The organism is Methyloparacoccus murrellii (assembly GCF_054657115.1).
On sequence record NZ_BAAHXD010000004.1, the window covers coordinates 18,681 to 35,661 of the forward strand.

At 69.5% G+C, this 16,981-nt stretch carries 12 protein-coding genes; 5 read left to right on the top strand and 7 right to left on the bottom strand.

Annotation, left to right across the window (positions count from 1 at the left end; all coding sequences use genetic code 11):
* Window positions 1-4: 4 nt before the first annotated feature.
* Both ACYQ1H_RS01710 and lnt read left to right on the top strand, forming a co-directional pair.
* On the top strand, window positions 5-1,189 hold the full coding sequence (locus ACYQ1H_RS01710) for an iron-containing alcohol dehydrogenase (RefSeq protein ID WP_460026322.1): 1,185 nt from the start codon (window positions 5-7) through the stop codon (window positions 1,187-1,189).
* Window positions 1,190-1,322: 133 nt separating this feature from the next.
* Window positions 1,323-2,882: an apolipoprotein N-acyltransferase gene (lnt, locus tag ACYQ1H_RS01715; RefSeq protein WP_460026323.1), complete on the top strand. Its 1,560-nt coding sequence runs from the start codon at window positions 1,323-1,325 to the stop codon at window positions 2,880-2,882.
* Between the two features lie 30 nt (window positions 2,883-2,912).
* Here the strand turns inward: lnt and ACYQ1H_RS01720 are convergent, their stop codons facing one another.
* From ACYQ1H_RS01720 to ftsH, 3 genes are all read right to left on the bottom strand, one after another.
* A complete protein-coding gene (locus ACYQ1H_RS01720) occupies window positions 2,913-3,503 on the bottom strand; it encodes a lipocalin family protein (RefSeq protein ID WP_460026324.1) in 591 nt (196 codons plus the stop codon).
* A gap of 18 nt (window positions 3,504-3,521) precedes the next feature.
* Window positions 3,522-3,998, bottom strand: a complete 477-nt coding sequence (locus ACYQ1H_RS01725) for a DUF2956 domain-containing protein (protein ID WP_460026325.1) — start codon at window positions 3,996-3,998, stop codon at window positions 3,522-3,524.
* 135 nt (window positions 3,999-4,133) lie between these two features.
* Window positions 4,134-6,047: an ATP-dependent zinc metalloprotease FtsH gene (gene ftsH, locus ACYQ1H_RS01730; protein ID WP_460026326.1), complete on the bottom strand. Its 1,914-nt coding sequence runs from the start codon at window positions 6,045-6,047 to the stop codon at window positions 4,134-4,136.
* 265 nt (window positions 6,048-6,312) lie between these two features.
* Between ftsH and ACYQ1H_RS01735 the strand changes: the two genes are divergently transcribed.
* The gene (locus ACYQ1H_RS01735; protein ID WP_460026327.1) at window positions 6,313-7,344 is read left to right on the top strand and encodes a MerR family transcriptional regulator; all 1,032 of its coding nucleotides are present in this window, start codon (window positions 6,313-6,315) and stop codon (window positions 7,342-7,344) included.
* Between the two features lie 21 nt (window positions 7,345-7,365).
* Window positions 7,366-8,154, top strand: coding sequence for a YdcF family protein (locus ACYQ1H_RS01740; protein ID WP_460026328.1), 789 nt, complete (start codon window positions 7,366-7,368; stop codon window positions 8,152-8,154).
* Here ACYQ1H_RS01740 and ACYQ1H_RS01745 read toward each other — a convergent pair.
* Window positions 8,147-9,652, bottom strand: coding sequence for a Ppx/GppA phosphatase family protein (locus ACYQ1H_RS01745; protein WP_460026329.1), 1,506 nt, complete (start codon window positions 9,650-9,652; stop codon window positions 8,147-8,149). The genes ACYQ1H_RS01740 and ACYQ1H_RS01745 overlap by 8 nt on opposite strands.
* A 137-nt stretch (window positions 9,653-9,789) precedes the next feature.
* Between ACYQ1H_RS01745 and ACYQ1H_RS01750 the strand changes: the two genes are divergently transcribed.
* Window positions 9,790-10,725, top strand: a complete 936-nt coding sequence (locus ACYQ1H_RS01750) for an ABC transporter ATP-binding protein (protein ID WP_460026330.1) — start codon at window positions 9,790-9,792, stop codon at window positions 10,723-10,725.
* Window positions 10,726-10,732: 7 nt separating this feature from the next.
* Here ACYQ1H_RS01750 and ACYQ1H_RS01755 read toward each other — a convergent pair whose 3' ends face one another.
* The 3 genes from ACYQ1H_RS01755 to ACYQ1H_RS01765 all read right to left on the bottom strand — a co-directional run bounded on the left by ACYQ1H_RS01755 (window position 10,733) and on the right by ACYQ1H_RS01765 (window position 16,918).
* The gene (locus tag ACYQ1H_RS01755) at window positions 10,733-11,590 is read right to left on the bottom strand and encodes a M48 family metallopeptidase (RefSeq protein ID WP_460026398.1); all 858 of its coding nucleotides are present in this window, start codon (window positions 11,588-11,590) and stop codon (window positions 10,733-10,735) included.
* A gap of 228 nt (window positions 11,591-11,818) precedes the next feature.
* Window positions 11,819-15,865: a hypothetical protein gene (locus ACYQ1H_RS01760; protein WP_460026331.1), complete on the bottom strand. Its 4,047-nt coding sequence runs from the start codon at window positions 15,863-15,865 to the stop codon at window positions 11,819-11,821.
* A 111-nt stretch (window positions 15,866-15,976) separates the two neighbouring features.
* Window positions 15,977-16,918: an N-acetylmuramoyl-L-alanine amidase family protein gene (locus ACYQ1H_RS01765; RefSeq protein WP_460026332.1), complete on the bottom strand. Its 942-nt coding sequence runs from the start codon at window positions 16,916-16,918 to the stop codon at window positions 15,977-15,979.
* Between the last annotated feature and the right edge of the window lie 63 nt (window positions 16,919-16,981).

A 16,981-nucleotide genomic window follows, 5' to 3' on the forward strand; every position in this document is an offset into this window, starting at 1 on the left:
GGGCATGCAGCCGTTCTCGATCGGCCGCCTGCCGCGCATCGAATTCGGCCCGGGGCGCCTGGTCGCCTTGCCCGACATCGCCCGCGCCTTCGGGCATCGACTCCTGATCGTCACCGGCGGACAGTCGTTTGTCTCTTCGCCGTCCTGGGAAGCCCTGCAACACGCCTTGCAGGCAGGCGACCTCGAATGGGAGCTGTTGCGGATCACCGGCGAGCCAGCCCCGGAGGCGGTGGACGAGGCCGTCAGGATCTGGGGTCCGGCCGGCATCGATGCCGTGATCGGTATCGGCGGCGGCAGCGTCCTCGACGCCGCCAAGGCCATCGCCGGCCTGCTGAAACCGGGCAACAGCGTCATGCAGCACCTGGAAGGGGTCGGGCCCGAGCGGCCTTACCGGGGGCCGGCAACGCCCTTTGTCGCCGTCCCGACCACGGCGGGCACCGGTTCCGAGGCCACCCGCAACGCGGTGCTGACGCGCCAGGGGGCCGACGGTTTCAAGAAGTCGTTCCGCGACGATCGGCTGGTGGCCACGCATGCCATCGTCGATCCCGATCTGCTGGCCGGCTGTCCGCCCGAGCTGATTGCCGCCAATGGCATGGATGCCTTCACGCAGTTGCTGGAGGCCTATGTCTCGCTGCGCGCCAATCCCCTGACCGATGCCCTGGCGGAATCGGGCCTGCGGGCGGCGATCGAAGGCCTGCTGCCCTGGTACGAGGCCGGTCCGGAGGCGGCCGAGGCCCGCGCGCGGATGGCCTATGCGGCGCTGCTGTCCGGTATCTGCCTGGCGCAGACGGGACTGGGTTCGGTGCATGGCCTGGCCCAGCCCCTGGGATCGCTGTTCCCGATTCCGCACGGGGTGGTCTGTGGCACGCTGCTGGCGGCGGCGACCGCGGTCAACCTGACTGCCCTGCAGGCGCGCGCGCCGGTGTCCCCGGCGCTGGCCAGGTATGCCGATGTCGGTCGCTGGCTCGTGGGCCGCCCGGGGCTGGATGCGCCCGCGGCGCGGGCGGCGCTGCTGGAGACCCTGTCGGAGTGGACGGTCCGCCTGCGCCTGCCGCGCCTGGCGCATTTCGGCGTCGGCGAGCCGGACCTGCCGCGTATCGTCGCCAATGCGCGCGGCGCGAGCATGAAGACCAATCCGGTGGAGCTCGACGATACGGAGATCGCGACGATCGTCCGCGAGCGGCTTTGAGGGCCGGCGACGCCTGCCCCAGGCGCATGCCACGCTTCCGGCAGCCGGGGTCGCCAGCCCGGTTGCCGACCTCAGGTCCCGTTTCCGCCTCTGCACGCAACCGCACACAACCCCGTTTCTCGCGTACCAGCCCATGAAGCCCTCCGCCCGTCACTGGTGGCTGCCGGTCCTGTCCGGCGTGTTCATCGGCACCAGCTACATTCCGTTTCCGCCCTGGGCCTCGCTGTTCTGCTTCGTGCCGCTGTGGCTGTTCTGGCAACGCCAGGCGCGCTGGCGGGAAGTGGTTCTGGGGGGCTTTCTGACCGCGTTCGTCTTCACCCTCATCGGTTTCAACTGGGTTACCTACGTGCTGCACGAATTCGGCCAGCTGGACTGGCCGGTGGCCGTGCTGGGGATGCTGCTGTTCGCGCTGCTGGCGCACCTGTTTGTGCCGCTGGCGGGACTGCTGTGGTTTCTCGGGCAGCGCCGCTTCCGCTGGCGGCCCGGCCTGTCGCTGGCGCTGATGGCCCTGATCACGGTGCTCTGCGAGGCCAATTCGCCGACCCTGTTCGACTGGAACTTCGGCTATTCCTGGTACGGCAGCCAGGTGCCCCTGTATCACTGGGCCGAGATCGTCGGCTTCAGCGGCCTCAGCGCAGCAACGCTGCTGGCCAACTGGCCGCTGCTGCTGGCCTGGCGGCAGCGGCGCGAGGCGCGGGGCCGCCGGCTGCTGGCGGGCGTCGTCGTGGCTTTCGCGCTCCTGAATCTGGGCGGGCTGTGGCTCAAGCAGCGCCTGCCGCAGCCGGATGGCCTGCTGCGGGTGCTGCTGGTGCAGGGCAATGTCGGCAATTTCGAGAAAATCTCGGCCGAACTCGGCAAGGGCTATCAGCAGGCCATTCTCGACCGCTACCTGAAGGCGACCGATGCGGCACTGGCGGGCGAGGTGCGCCCGATCGATTTCGCCCTGTGGCCGGAAACCGCCTTTCCGGCCCTGCTGGGGGAAGACCTCAACCCGAGTCCCTACAGCGAAAGATTGCGCGAGTTTCTCCGCCAGCGCCGGCTGGCGCTGGTGACCGGCGCCTACGGGGTGGATTTCGCCTCACGGCTGCTGACCAATTCCCTGTTCATGCTGGATCAGGACGGCGAGATCGTGCCGCCCCATTACAGCAAGACACGGCTGCTGGCGTTCGGCGAGTACATCCCCGGGGAGAGCTGGTTTCCGCAGCTCCGCTCCTGGCTGCCGCCCACCGGGCAGTTCGCGCGCGGGCCGGGGCCCACCGTGCTGCTGGAGTGGAACGGGCTGCGCATGGGGCCGCAGGTCTGCTACGAGAGCCTGTTCCCCGATTTCAGCCGCGCCCTGGCCGACCTCGGGGCGCAGTTCATCGTCAACACCACCAACGATTCCTGGTACGGCAGCTGGCAGGAGCCCTGGCAGCACATGATGATGACGCTGGCGCGCGGGGTGGAACTGCGGCGACCGGTGCTGCGCGCCACCAATACCGGCATCTCGACCGTCGGCCTGGCCAGCGGCGAGGTGTTGCGGCAATCGCCGCTGCATGAGCCCTGGGCCGGCGTCTACGACGTGCCCTTCGTGCGGGTGCCGGCGCCCACGGTCTACCAGCACGCCTACTGGGCGGTGCCCGCTCTGCTGTGGCTGGCGCTGGCCGCGGGGCTGGTTGCCGGCTGGCGGGAGCGTCGGGTCAGCCGCGTGTGAGCGCTGCCGGCTGGCGCCCGGCGCGGGCTGTCATGGCGCCGGCGCGGGGGCGGCCGGCGCCGCTCCCGGTGCCGGCACCGTCTCGTCCTTCTGGTCCACGTAGACCAGTTTTTCCAGCTTGAAGCCGAGGCCGATGGCCTTCTGTACCAGCCGCTGCATGGTCGGGTTGTCCAGCGTCTTGTCGCGCGACAGAATCCAGAAGAAGCGGGTGTTGGGGCCGGTCACCATGGCGTAGCGATAGTTTTCCGGATCCAGGTCGATGACGTTGTAGCTGCCGTAGAAGGGGCCGAAGAAGGAGACCTTGAGGCGCCCGACATCCGGCGTATCGATGAAGAAGGCCTTGGCCTCGTTGGATTCCCAGTGGCCGGTCTTGGTGTTGAAGCCCTTGTTGACGACGCGGAAGCCGCCATCGTCCCTGGGCTGGTAGTCGGCGGTCACGTGGCTCATGCCCTTTTCGAAGCCATGGTCCAGGCGGGCGATCTCGTACCAGGTGCCGGCGAACCGCTTGGCGTCGAAGTTCTGCACCGCGCTCACGCCGTCGGGGATGCCGAGCTTGCCGAACATCAGGTAGGACATGCTGGCGATCAGGAAGACCAGGATGATGATGGACAGTAGTTTCATGGGGGTGGGTCCGAGGGTTTAGCAGAGGCGGCGGGCGCCGCGGAAAAGCCAGAAGGCCAGGGTGGCGAGCAGCGGGACGGCAAGGCCGGACAGCCACGCGGGAACGTTCCAGCCGGCGATGACGACCGGCCAGCCGGCCAGGAGGCGCAGCCCATGCAGCAGCGCCATCAGCGTGAACAGCCAGGCAGCCACGCGGAGGGCCATGACCGGATCGGAACCGGAGGCCAGCCCGTCTTCGGCATCCTCGTGCAAGGGCGCGCCGTGACCGGCGGCTGCCTGGTGACGCTGTTTGTCCAGACGCTTGCGGGCCTTGTCGCGCTCCCGGGCCTTGGCGCTCTGCTGGCGCTTGTACTGTTCGATCCCCTTGGCGATACCCTGGGCGATCAGCCGTGTCTGTTCCTTGGTCTGTCCGGGTTTCTGGATGCCGCGGGCGACAGCCATGGCCTCGTCCTGGACGGCGGTCGCGGCGGGTTCGGGACGGTTGGACTTGGACATGGCGGCACGGTGGATTCGGGGCGGCCATTTTAACCGGTTTGACCGTGGCGGCTGCCGGTGCCGCCGGCAAACGGGGCGCCGGGCATGAAAAAGCCCGCCGGAGCGGGCTCCGGCGGGCCTGGGACGGGCAGGGGCTCAGTGCGAGGTCGCAGCCTTGCCGATCGGGCCGATCTCGACCGGTTCGGACGGCGAACCGCCCTCGCTGCCGGCGTTGCTCGGCGGCGTGTTGATCCAGTCCTTCGGCGGGCTGGGCACGCGCCCTTCCATGATCTGGTCGATCTGATGACGGTCGATGGTCTCGTACTTCATCAGCGCCTCGGCCATCAGGTGCATCTTGTCGAGGTTCTCGCGCAGCAGGCGATCGGCACGCTCGTAGTTGCGGTCGATCACCGAGCGGATCTCCTCGTCGATCAGGTGCGCGGTCTCCTCGGACACCGACTTGGTCTGGGTGACCGAGCGGCCGAGGAAGACTTCGCCCTGCTCCTCGCTGTAGGCCAGCGGCCCCAGTCGCTCCGACAGGCCCCAGCGGGTGACCATGTTGCGGGCCAGCTGGGTGGCGCGCTCGATGTCGTTCTGGGCGCCGGTGGTGACTTTTTCGGTGCCGAAGATGATTTCCTCGGCCAGGCGACCGCCGTAGAGGCTGGAAATCTGGCTTTCCAGCTTCTGCTTGCTCATGCTGTACTGATCCTTCTCGGGCAGGAACATGGTGATGCCCAGGGCGCGTCCGCGCGGGATGATGCTGACCTTGTAGACCGGATCATGATCCGGCACCAGCCGGCCGACGATGGCATGGCCGGCCTCGTGATAGGCCGTCACCAGCTTCTCCTCCTCGCTCATGACCGCCGTCTTGCGCTCGGCGCCCATGAGGATCTTGTCCTTGGCCTTCTCGAAGTCATCCATCTCCACCTGCTTCTTGTTGCGGCGGGCGGCGAACAGGGCGGCCTCGTTGACCAGGTTGGCCAGATCGGCGCCGGAGAAGCCCGGGGTGCCGCGCGCCAGCCATTCGGTCTCGACGTTGCCGGCCACCGGCACGCGCTTCATGTGTACGCCCAGAATCTGCTGGCGGCCGCGCAGGTCGGGCAGGCCGACGGTGATCTGGCGGTCGAAGCGGCCGGGACGCAGCAGCGCCTTGTCCAGTACGTCGGGCCGGTTGGTGGCGGCGATGATGATGATGCCCTCGTTGCCGCTGAAGCCGTCCATTTCCACCAGCAGCTGGTTGAGGGTCTGCTCGCGCTCGTCGTGACCACCGCCGAGGCCGGCACCGCGCTGGCGGCCGACGGCGTCAATCTCGTCGATGAAGATGATGCAGGGGGCGCGCTTCTTGGCCTCCTCGAACATGCTGCGGACGCGGGAGGCGCCGACGCCGACGAACATTTCCACGAAGTCGGAGCCGGAGATCGAGAAGAAGGGAACTTTGGCCTCGCCGGCAATGGCGCGGGCCAGCAGGGTCTTGCCGGTGCCGGGCGGGCCGACCATGAGGGCGCCGCGCGGGATCATGCCGCCCAGCTTCTGGAACTTGGTCGGGTCGCGCAGGAAGTCGACCATTTCCTGCACATCTTCTTTGGCCTCGTCGCAGCCGGCGACATCGGCGAAGGTGACCTTGACCTTGTCCTCCTCGATCAGCTTGGCCTTGTTCTTGCCGAAGTTCATCGCTCCGCCGCCGGCACCGCCCTGCATGCGCCGCATGAAGTAGATCCAGACGCCGATCAGCAGCAGCATGGGGAAGGTGGCCATGAACAGCTGGGTCAGGAAGGAGGGACGTTCCGGGGGAACGACCTTGATGTCCACATGGTTCTTCAGCAGGTCGTCGACCAGGTGGGGATCGCCCGGGTTATAGGTCATGAAGCGGTCGCCATCGGTGGTCATGCCGCTGATCACATCGCCCTCGATGTTGACCTGGCGGATGCTGCCCTGGTTGATGGCGGCGATGAAATTGGTGTAGGTCATGGCCGGGTCTGTCTTGCCCCGGGGACTGAAGTAATTGAACATCGACAGCAGCGCGAACGCGATGACGACCCACAGGAGGATGTTCTTCGTCATGTCTTTCATGTCTCTTCCTCTTTGGTATCCAAAAACGCGGAGATGAACTCCGCAACCTCAACGTCTTGTCGATCCTGGCAATCCCTGCCTGTCTAGAACGGGTAGAGCGGCTTCACGCCGTCTGCGCTTGGCTGTCAATCCAGCGAGCCATGTCCATATGTTGTCCATTATTAACCCATCTTGGCCCGGTCCTGTCAATCTGTTGTCAAGGACAATGACTTTGCGTAGCATGCCGTCAGACTGAATCCTGTAGTTTTTGTTCAACGGAGGTCGCTTGACTGTCTCCATTACGGGTTCTTCCTTCGGCATCGGCACCGTCTCGCGGCTGACCGGCATTCCCATGGACACCCTGCGCGTCTGGGAGCGTCGTTATGGTGCCGTCTGTCCGCGGCGCTCGGCCCAGAACCGGCGCTTCTACACGCGGGAGGATGTCTCGCGGCTGCTGCTGATCAAGCAGCTGGTCGAGCGCGGCGAGCCGGTGGGCTCGATCGTGCACCTGCCCGAGGCGGAGTTGCGCAGCCGGCTGGCGGTGCATGCCGAGTTCCAGCAGCAGGGCCTGCTCGCCGCGGGGCTGGAGCCTGACGCCGGGCGCCGTGTCTCGGTCATCGCCTACGGCGACGCCCTGCCGCACCAGCTGCGTCACTGGTCGGGGCCATTGTCCGCCCTCGACATCCGTGCCGCCCATACGCTCTGGTCCGACTTCCTGCGCGAGGGACGGGAACGGCAGGCCGACATCGCCATCGTCGAATTTCCGGCGCTTTCCGCCGATCGGCTCGGCCGTCTGCTGGAACTCCCGGCCCAGCTCCGGACGCGCCGCATCGTGGTCGTCTATGCCTTCTCGGCAAGAACCGTGCTCGAACGCTTGCATCAGCGCGGAATCCAGACGCTGCGGGCGCCACTGACCCCCGAGCTGTTGCTGGGGGCCTGCCTGCCGGTCGCCGCCGAGACACCGCCCGAGACGGCCATCCTGGCTGTGCCGCGCCCCGTGGCGCCGCCCCGCTTCGATGCCGCGACCCTGGCCGAGATCGCCAATCGGGAAATCCACCTACCGTGCGAATGTCCGCACCATCTCGTCGAACTGGTGTCCCGTCTGGGTGCGTTCGAGCAGTACAGTCTTGCCTGCGAGCATCGCCATGCCCAGGATGCCGCCGTGCATGCGCGCCTGCACGCCATGACGGCCGAAGCCCGGGCCCTGCTGGAGGAGGCGCTGGCGTTCCTGCTGGAGAGCGAGGGCATCGAGCTGGCCGCCCGTGACAAGGGCGATGCCGTCCTGGCGCCGGACCCGTCGGCGCTCGCCATCTCCTGAGCGCGATGCCGGCGTCGGCGCATGCCCCGCGCACCGGGGGTTGGCGTGCTGGATAGTGTCTGGTTCGTGGCCGGCAAGCTGCTCGGGCTGGCATGGCTGCCGCCGGTCAACCTGCCGCTGCTGGCGATGGCCGGCCTGGCATTGTGGCCCCGCTGGCCCGGCTGGGGACGGACCCTGCTGGCGGGCAGTCTCGCCGGCCTGATCCTGCTGGGTATTCCGGTGATCGCCAGGGTGCTCCTGGCGCCCTGGCAGGCCGACGCCTGCCGTCCGGTGACGGCACCCGCCGATGCCATCGTCATACTCGGCGGCGGCCTCCGCGAGGTTGCCCCCGAATACGGGGGCGCGCCGGCGGTCAAGCCGCTGGCGCTGGAACGGTTGCGGCACGGCGCGCGCCTGCACCGCGATACCGGGCTGCCCATCCTCGTCACCGGTGGCGCGGCCGAGGGGCGTCCGGCGGAAGCCGCGGCCATGCGCGAGACGCTGGTGAGGGATTTCGGGGTGCCGGTGCGCTGGGTCGAGGACCGTGCCCGCACCACCCGGGAAAACGCCCGCAACGCGGCACGACTCCTGGAGCCGGCGGGCGTGAAGCGCATCTATCTGGTCAGCCAGGGTTGGCATCTGCCGCGGGCCGCGCCGGAATTCGAGCGGCTGGGCCTGGAGGTGATTCCGGCCGGCACCGGCTGCGAGGGTGCTGTCGAGTCGGACTGGCTGGATTTCCTGCCCGATGCGCAGGCCTGGGTGGACAGCTATCACGCCATCCACGAGGGGCTGGGGATGGTCTGGTATCGCCTGCTGCGCCGCCTCAGCTGAAGCTCAGCGCGATGCCCGCGGCCTGCAGGTAGGTGGCCTCCTGCTCCAGATCGGCCACGGTCAGGGGGTGTGCCTCCAGCCAGCCGGGCGGGAACTCCAGGCAGACAGCGGATCTGTCGATCCGCAGGCCGATGCGCGGCGGGTCGACCAGGGCGCGGCTGCGGTGCAGCAGGATCGACAGGCGCAGCAGGACGGCCAGCCATTTGCCGGCTTCGTCCCAGGGTGCGGCAAGCTCCTTGAACAGCTTGATCGGAAACTTGCGGCGATGCGCCCGCACCAGCGTGGCCAGCAGCAGCTGATCCTGGGTCGAGAAACCCGGCAGGTCGGCATTGGCGAGGATGTAGGCGCCGTGCTTGTGATAGCCGCTGTGGGCGATGTCGCGGCCGATGTCGTGCAGCCGGGCGGCCCAGTCCAGCCACTGGCTGGCGCTGGCGCGGTCCAGCTCCGGCAGCAGCTCCGGCTGTGACAGCCAGTCGGCCAGCGTGTCCTGGATCAGCCGCGCGTGTTCCATTTCCACGTGGTAGCGCGTGGCCAGCGCCGCTACCGTGCGCTCGCGGATGTCCTGATGGTTGATGCGGCCCAGCAGGTCGTGCAGCAGGCCTTCGCGCAGGGCGCCGTCGGAAATCTGCATGTGCCGGATGCCCAGCGCCGTGAAGCTCGCCTGGATGATGGCGAGACCGCCGGGAAAGCTGGGGTGGCGCTCGGGATCCAGGTCCGGCAGCAGCGTCCTGCTCAGGCGCCCGCCATCGACCACCAGGTCGACCAGCCGTTGCAGGCCCTCGGCAGAGATGCCGTCGCGGCTCCAGCCGCGGTTCTGCAGCAGCTTCTGGGTTGTCCTGAGCGTGCCGGAGGCGCCCACGGCCTGGGCCCATTCGTGGCTGCAGAAGAGATGCTGGAACGGTTCCAGCTCGCGCTCGGCCGCCAGCACGGCGCGACGGAAGCGCTTGGCGGTGATGCGGCCGTCGGCGAAGTGGGCAAGGCTCATGGAGACGCAGCCCATGCGCAGGCTTTCCTTCTGCAGCGGCGTGCGGTCGACGCCGATGATGTATTCGGTGCTGCCGCCGCCGATGTCCATCACCAGGCGCCGCTTGCCGTCGGGGGCCAGACTCTCGGCGACGCCCTGGTAGATGAGCCGCGCCTCCTCGATGCCGGCGATGATCTCGATCGGGTGGCCCAGTGCCTGCTCGGCCCGCAGCAGCCAAGGCCCGGCGTTGCGGGCGACGCGCAGGGTGTTGGTGCCCACCGCCCGCACGCTGCCGGGCGGCAGGTGGCGCAGGCGTTGACCAAAGCGTTCCAGGCACTCCAGCGCCCGTTGCTGGATGTCCTCACCGAGCTGGTTGTCCGGGGTCAGGCCGGCGCCCAGGCGGACCATTTCGCGCAGCCGGTCGAGCACCACGATCTCGTTGGCCCGCAGTTCCGCGACGATCATGTGGAAGCTGTTGGAGCCTAGGTCGACGGCGGCGACCTGGCGGGGTTTGTCTTGGCTGGGCAGGGTCATGGCGGTGCGGCGGGTTGCGGGAACCGGCGGGCGGAGCCGGGAAATCCGTTAAACTTTGCGAAAAAAAGCCGCTGTGCGCGTGGCGCCGGCGGCTGCCCGAGTATTGTTGCAAATCCCCCCGGCGAAATACACCCACGATGAAAGCCCTGTCCTTGCGCGGACTGCGCAAGACCTACCGCAACGGCATGGAGGCCCTGAAAGGTATCGATCTCGATGTCGCCACCGGGGATTTCTTCGCCCTGCTGGGGCCGAACGGCGCCGGCAAGTCCACCACCATCGGCATCATCAGCTCGCTGGTCAACAAGACGGCGGGGCGGGTGGAGATTTTCGGGCTCGATCTGGACCGCCAGCGCGACGCCGCCAAGCGGCTGATCGGTCTGGTGCCGCAGGAAGTCAACTTCAACCAGTTCGAGACCGTGCTCAGCGTGGTCGCCAACCATGCCGGCTATCAGGGCATCCCCCGGCGGGAGGCGCGGGAGCGGGCGGAAAACTGCCTGGACCAGCTGGGACTGTGGGGCAAGCGTCACAGCGTGTCGCGCACCCTGTCCGGCGGCATGAAGCGGCGCCTGATGATCGCACGGGCGCTGGTGCACTCGCCGCGCCTGCTGATCCTCGACGAGCCGACCGCCGGCGTGGACATCGAGATCCGCCGGTCCATGTGGGAGCTGCTGACGCGCATCAACCGCGAGGGCACCACCATCATCCTGACCACGCATTACCTGGAGGAGGCGGAGAATCTCTGCCGCCACATCGCCATCATCAACCATGGGCGGATCGTCGAGCACGCCGCCATGGACAGCCTGCTGGCACGGCTGCACGCCAGCCGCTACATCCTCGAACTGGACCGCCCGCTCGCGGTCCTGCCGGAACTGGCGGCGATGCGGCTGGAGCGCATCGACGAGCGCACGCTGTCGGCCGAGGTGCCGACCGAGGTCGGCGTGCATGCACTGTTCGACGCGCTGGCCGCCATCGGCGTCCGCGTGATGGCGCTGCGCAACGCCGCCAACCGGCTGGAGCAGCTGTTCTTCGATCTGCTCGACAATGCCCGGGAAAGGCCGGGCGATCCGGTCTGATCCCGGGCTAGTTCAGCGGACGGGTCTGCACCGCCGCCGCGGGTGATGTGGGCGCTGCGCTGGCGCCGCCCTGGCGGGCCGCCTCGTAGACCGGCATCAACTGTTGCGCCCGGGCTTTCATGGCGGCGATGCGCGACTCCGGATTCGGGTGGGTGCTCAGCCAGTCCGGCGTGCCGCCGCTGCCGAAGCGGATCATCTTTTCCCACAGGGTTACCGCCGCGTTCGGATTGAAGCCGGCCCTGGCCGCCAGCTCGATGCCGACCTGGTCGGCCTCGCTCTCGGCCTCGCGGCTGTTGGGCAGTTGCAGACCCAGCGTGGCCACCGAATCGGCGATGGAAGCCAGGTTGCCGAGATTGACGCCGAACATGGCGCCCGCCAGCACGCCCGCCGTGAGCCCGGCTTTCTGCATCTGCGCCCGCGACAGTTTCTCGGCCTGGTGCGAGAGCAGGGCATGCGAGATCTCATGCCCGAGGACGGCCGCCAGTTCGTCGTCGGTCGGCTGGATCTTCTGCAACAGCCCCGTGTAGACCGCCATCTTGCCGCCGGCCATGCACCAGGCATTGATCTCGTCGCTCTTCAGGACGTGCACCTCCCAGCGCCAGTTCTGGACTTCCGGTCGCAGTTTGACCGCCTGCTGGATCAGCGGTTTGGCGATCGACTGGATGCGGTTGAGCTCGTAGGTGTCGTCATCCAGCAGGCGCTTCTGCGCGGCCTCGCCGATCAGCTGGGCATAGGCCTGGCTGGATTGCTGCGCGGCCGATTCGTCGCTGACCAGCATGGCCTGCGTGCGGCCGGTGATCTTGTTGGTGGCGCAGGCGGCGATGCCGGCAGCCAGCAGGACAATCATGGGGATACGGGCAGACATGGACACGGCTGGACTCCTGGACGATCGGGGGGCGCGGAGGAACTGCCCCCCGGCGGGTTCTTGGAACGGCCTGGCGGACCTCGGTCGGTCGGTCGGCCGGATGGCGATAGTTTACGTTGCCGGGCGAGGCGGCACCGAGGCATGGCGGGTTGGGGATGCCGGCGGCCGTCTTCAAGCCGCCGCCGCATGGCTGGTCCGTGCCTCCCGGCTCCGGCCCCGCCGGCCGGATCACGGTTCTGCCGTCGCGATGGGGTCACCCATCAGGCAGTTCCAGCCCCATCGGAGCCACTTCAGCAGGGTGTTGGCGAGCCACAGGGCCCAGGCCAGCATCAGGCCGCGATAGACCCACAGCGGTACGGACAGCACCCAGGGTCGCGGCAGGGTTTCCGGGCTGCGATCCAGGTACCAGACCAGATCCTGGGCCTGCGACTGATTGCCGGCAATCTGCATGGCCGGCAGGCCCAGGAGACCCTCGGCGACGGCTCCGGTGAGTGTGGCGAGCGCCACGAGCGACCACAGGATCAGGCCGGTCTGCGTCAACCGCAGGGTACGGCTGCCGGCCGGCAACGGCGTCCTTTCCCGCCAGGCGAGCGCCAGCAGCCAGCCGACAACGGCCAGGCCGCCGCTGACCGAGGCTTGGCTCAGCCCGACCAGCAGCAGCGCCCATTCGCCGAAGCGTGCCGGGCTATGCGGCAGCCTCGACAGTCCGAAGGCCAGCAGCACCAGCAGCGCCAGCACGCTCCAGAACAGCACCGCCGGGCCCATGCGCGGCCCGCCCAGCAGCCAGATCCAACGGTCCGGGCTCATCTCGACATGCACGGTAGCGTTGACGCTGGGCTGGCCCAGGCGAATGTCCGGTACCGGGAAGACGGTGCGGATGCCATCCTGGCTGGCCCAGTCGAGCCGGGCCGTCTGCCGGCCCGGATGCACCGGCAGGCGCACGGTGCGGCCGTCCTGGCGGATCGGCTGGGCCAGGCCGTCGATCGCCACGGCTTGCAGCTGCGCGCCGGGTGGCAGGGTCACCGGCAGCTGGCCGCCCTGCGAGCTGTGGAAGTTCAGGCTCAGCGAGGCTTGCGTGGCCCGTTTGCCCGGCCGCAGCCGCAGTTCGCTGCCATCGATGGTCAGGGTCTCGCCGGGCGCCCCGGCCGGCTGGGTGATGGCGAGCGTGACCTGCTCGCCGGGCCAGGGCCGCCATTCCGGCTGCCAGTGGCCATCGGGCGCGCGATGGTGGACCACGGCGATGCCCGAACTGGCGACATGCCAGCGGGGCCCGATGGCCAGGCGCCAGACCTCGGACCAGCGCCCGGTATCCGGCGCGGCGAGCGTCAGGGTGGCCTGTCGCGCCAGCGACGAAGTCCAGCCGCCCTCCGTCTCGCCGGCGGGCAGGCTGAAGCGGACATGGCCGCCGGCAGCCGGAAGGTCGGCCGTCAGCACCGATTCCCCCGGCAACAGGGGGATTTCCAGCGTCACCGCGCTGTCGGGCGGGGTCAGGCGGCGCACCCGGGTGACGACGCGCCAGTCGAGCCCCAGCGCCAGGGTTCGCTCCACCTCCAGAAAGGCCGGCAGCGGCTCGCCTGCGGCCAGCGCCGGCAGGGAGGACGGCGTCTCCCCGGTGATCCGCAGCAGGCGCAGCTGCACCTCGGGAACGCCGTGTTCACCGACTCCCTCGATACGCCAGCCGCTGCCGGCTGTCTCGATCCGGTGCGGCCGCAGGGGCAGGGGCAGCACGACCTGATCCTGCGCGGGCAGGCCACCGCCGAGTGCGACCCGGTGCCGGCCCGGCTCCAGCGCCAGCCAGAGCCGCCCCTCCTCGTCGCGCAGCAGGGCGGTGGCGGGTTTGCCGTCGACCTGCACCTGCGATGGCAGCCACCACCCCGGCTGCGCCGGCAAGGGCACGCCGACCGGAGCGGCGACATCGATGTCGAGTTGCAGGTTCAGGGTGCGTGGCCCGGTACTCACCGTCATGCGCGGGATATCGGCGCAGCGGGGCGCGCAGGCGGGCGGGGCGGTCAGCCGGTTCCGCAGTTCGTTGAGCAGCTCCGGAGTTGGCAGTTCGGCGGCGTGCGGCCGGGGCAGGAACAGCATCAGCAGCAACAGTCCTGCGGTCTGCCCGGCACGCAGCCGGAACCGTGGCCAGGGCGCATCGCCACGGATCAGCAGGGCCGCCAGTGCCGCGAGCAGGAGGACGCGCAGCCCATTGAGGAACAGGTTCATGGCCGGCGAAACCAGCACCAGCGTCAGGTTCTGGTCCTGCTGGACCGGCCCCTTCCAGACCAGGGCGATGCGGTTCCAGGTCCATGCTGGCCGCCCGGGTCCGGTCTGGGTCAGGGCATCGGGGTCGATGCGGTCGACGCCCAGCGCGACCGGTTCGGGCGCCGGCGCGGTCGGGCCGGCGGCCTTCATCGCCGGCGCCGCCGGCGGACTGTCCGGCATGCTTTCATCCCGGTTTTCCGCCAGCGCCGAGGCCACCTCGCCGGCAGCCTGCGCTCGGGCAACCTCGGGTGTCGCCAGGCCCGGGGCGCCGTAGGGATGTTCCAGCGCCGGATACAGACCCAGGCGCAGCTGCTGGCCCAGGAACGGGATCGCGATCAGCGCCAGCACGACCACCGCCAGCAGCCGGTAACCCTGCACCCAGCGGCGCATCGTCGCCGCTCGCGCACCGCCTGCCGCCGTGGCCGGCAGTACCCGCAGCAGGCCGGCCACGGCCAGCAGGTTGACCCAGGCGAAACGCGGCGCCCCCGGTTCCTGCCAGATCAGCGTCAGGGTCAACAGGGTCAGCAGTCCCGCGCGCCAGTCCCACAGCTTGCCGGCCGCCAGGCCGAGGGTCAGCACGACGAAGAAGTCCAGCAGCGTCCAGGCCGTCATCCAGGCGCCTGGGGCCTCATCGACGCCCCAGGCGGTGACCAGCCGCCAGCCCGGCGGCAGGTTGAGCTCGGCCCGCAGCGACCGGAAATCCTTGCGCCAGCCGGTCGCCGACAGCGCCTGGCCCGCCGGCAGGCGGCTGTCGGCATGGAGGTCGAGGTCGCCGCGGCGGACCTCGACGCCGTGCTCGCCGCCGGCGGGGTCGAGAGTGATGGGCTGCGGCTCGCCATTCAGGAGCACCTGGCCGAGCCGCAGCCCGGCACCGGCGTTCAAGCGCCAGTCCCGGGTCATCTGGCCGCCGATGTGGTCAGCCACCGTGTAGCCGCCGCCGTCGAAATCCAGCCACAGGCTGCGGCTGAGGGTCAGCCGGTCCGGCTCCGGTTCCGGATCGCCGCGCCGCAGGACGTTCAGCCGCAGCACCGTGCCGGCTTCCAGCCGGTAGGCCGGCAGGTGGCGCCAGTCCTCCGGCAGTTGCGTCTGGCGCGGATCGACGGTGGCGGCATCCGCGACCTCGGCGAGGCGCACGGCGCGGTCGGCCCGGTAGGACCAGATTTCCTCGGCCGGCCAGGCTTCGCCGGCTGCGGCGCGCGGGAACTCGGTGATGCCGCCGGGATAGCGGGCCAGGAGTTCCAGCGACCAGCGGCCCGGCCGGACCTGCAGCCGCAGGGTACCGTCCGGCTCGAGGCGCGCGGGCAGGGGGCTGTCCAGCCGCATCGCTACGGCCTGGGGCAACAGTGCGCCGGCCAGGGCGATCTCGCGGCTTTTGCCGGCGACATCGAGGTCGACATGGGTCAGCACCCGGACCGGCACGCCGTCGTCGAGGCGGCGGAACACGGCGACATGCAGCGTGTCCGAGGCCGCGGCCGGCGGCTCGTCCGCCGCCGGCGCGAGCCAGAGCTGGCCCTGTTCGTTGAGGGTGGGGAAGTCCACCGGCCTCCCGTGCACTTTCAGGTCGATCAGCGCCGATCCTGCCGGCAGGGCCAGGGTGGGGGGCAGCCGGTCCCAGCGGAAGCGACCCGACAGGTAGTGGGTGCCGGGCGGCAGCGAGGCATATGGCAGGCCGTCCCGCTCGACAACCGGCAGCGGCCGGCCGTTGGCCGTCGCCGCCTGGGGCCAGTGCACGGTGTCGCCCGGCAGCGCCACCTGCTGCTCGGCATAGACCGCCAGCGCCAGCTCGAAGCGCCCGCCGCGTCCGTCGAGATCGAGGCGCAACCGGCCGGGCCAGACGCAGGGCCGCATCCCGGCGTGGTCCGTGAGCGCCGGGCAGCCGAGGTTGCGCTCCGGCCACAGTACCCAGTTCTGCCAGGGTTTCAGCGCGTCCGGGATGGCGGTGGCCGGGAGGGGGGCGGCGCCCGATGTCTGGCTCAGGAGCCAGGCCAGGCCGGCAAGCAGCAGCAGACCACGGTGCGACATGGATCACCTCGAAGGTCGGTGGCGGCCCTGCCGCCGGAGCGGGCAGTATCGCCGAATCGGTGCCGGGCGCCTATCCGTGGCGGATCGCCGACGATCCGGTGGCGGTATCGCTCAGGGTATCGACGAGGTTCGGGTCGGTTCGGGATTGTCGCGCCGGGCGGACGTTGCTGCGCCGGCGGGGTCCGGGGGAAGCCGGCCGAGCGTGGCGGCATGCTGGCGGATGCCCCGGTACAGCGCGCCCGCCAGGCGCTCCTGCTGCTTCGGGTCCAGCAGCCGGGCTTCCTCGTCGGGATTGGAGATGAAGGCCATCTCCACCAGCAGGGACGGCACGTCCAGCGATTTCAGCACGGCGAAGCCGGCTTTCTGCACGCCCGGGTTGTGCAGGCGGAATTCCTGCTGCAAGGCTCCCAGCACCTGGCCGGCGGCGCGTTCGCTGGCTTCGATGTTGGCGTTCTTGGACAGGTCCACCAGCACCGAGGCCAGCACGGCGTCCTGCGCGCTGAGATCGACGCCGCCCACCTCGCCGGCATTCTCGCGGTCGGCCAGGCAGCGGGCAGCCTCGCTGCTGGCACCCGATTCGGACAGGATGTAGACCGAGGAACCGCTGGCCTCGCCGTCGGCATAGGCGTCCGCGTGCAGCGAGACGAACAGGTCGGCACGGGCCCGGTGGGCGATCTCGGCCCGCTGGCGCAGGTTGAGGAAGCGGTCGTCGGCGCGCACCAGGATGCCGCGCATGCCGGGCTCGCGGTTTAGCTGTCTGGCCAGCCGCCGCGCCACGGCAAGCACGACATCCTTCTCCAAGGTGCCGCGCGGGCCCTGGGCGCCGCCATCCTTGCCGCCATGGCCGGCATCGATGACGACCACGAAGCGTGGCTGGACGGCCGGCGCCTGCCTGGCGCTGCGGGCGGTCGAAGGCTTCTGGGTATCGGCGCCGGCCGGCACGGGGCCGGCGACGAGTCCGCCCAGGGCCAGCAGGCACAGCGTCCGGGTCAGGCCACGGACCCGCCCGGGAACGTCAGACAGGGAAACAGGCAAGGGAGAAGGAGGCTTCATCGTGGGGCAGAATCGGGGAGCGCGCACCTTACCGTCACGCTTCTTCCGGCGCAAGCCGCGCCG

Coding starts and splice junctions, on each gene's coding strand:
- ftsH (WP_460026326.1), bottom strand. CDS start 6,047: ATGAAAGACATGACGAAGAACATCCTCCTGTGGGTCGTCATCGCGTTC.
- ACYQ1H_RS01760 (WP_460026331.1), bottom strand. CDS start 15,865: ATGTCGCACCGTGGTCTGCTGCTGCTTGCCGGCCTGGCCTGGCTCCTG.
- ACYQ1H_RS01750 (WP_460026330.1), top strand. CDS start 9,790: ATGAAAGCCCTGTCCTTGCGCGGACTGCGCAAGACCTACCGCAACGGC.
- ACYQ1H_RS01720 (WP_460026324.1), bottom strand. CDS start 3,503: ATGAAACTACTGTCCATCATCATCCTGGTCTTCCTGATCGCCAGCATG.
- ACYQ1H_RS01725 (WP_460026325.1), bottom strand. CDS start 3,998: ATGTCCAAGTCCAACCGTCCCGAACCCGCCGCGACCGCCGTCCAGGAC.
- ACYQ1H_RS01745 (WP_460026329.1), bottom strand. CDS start 9,652: ATGACCCTGCCCAGCCAAGACAAACCCCGCCAGGTCGCCGCCGTCGAC.
- ACYQ1H_RS01740 (WP_460026328.1), top strand. CDS start 7,366: ATGCCCCGCGCACCGGGGGTTGGCGTGCTGGATAGTGTCTGGTTCGTG.
- ACYQ1H_RS01710 (WP_460026322.1), top strand. CDS start 5: ATGCAGCCGTTCTCGATCGGCCGCCTGCCGCGCATCGAATTCGGCCCG.
- lnt (WP_460026323.1), top strand. CDS start 1,323: ATGAAGCCCTCCGCCCGTCACTGGTGGCTGCCGGTCCTGTCCGGCGTG.
- ACYQ1H_RS01765 (WP_460026332.1), bottom strand. CDS start 16,918: ATGAAGCCTCCTTCTCCCTTGCCTGTTTCCCTGTCTGACGTTCCCGGG.
- ACYQ1H_RS01755 (WP_460026398.1), bottom strand. CDS start 11,590: ATGTCTGCCCGTATCCCCATGATTGTCCTGCTGGCTGCCGGCATCGCC.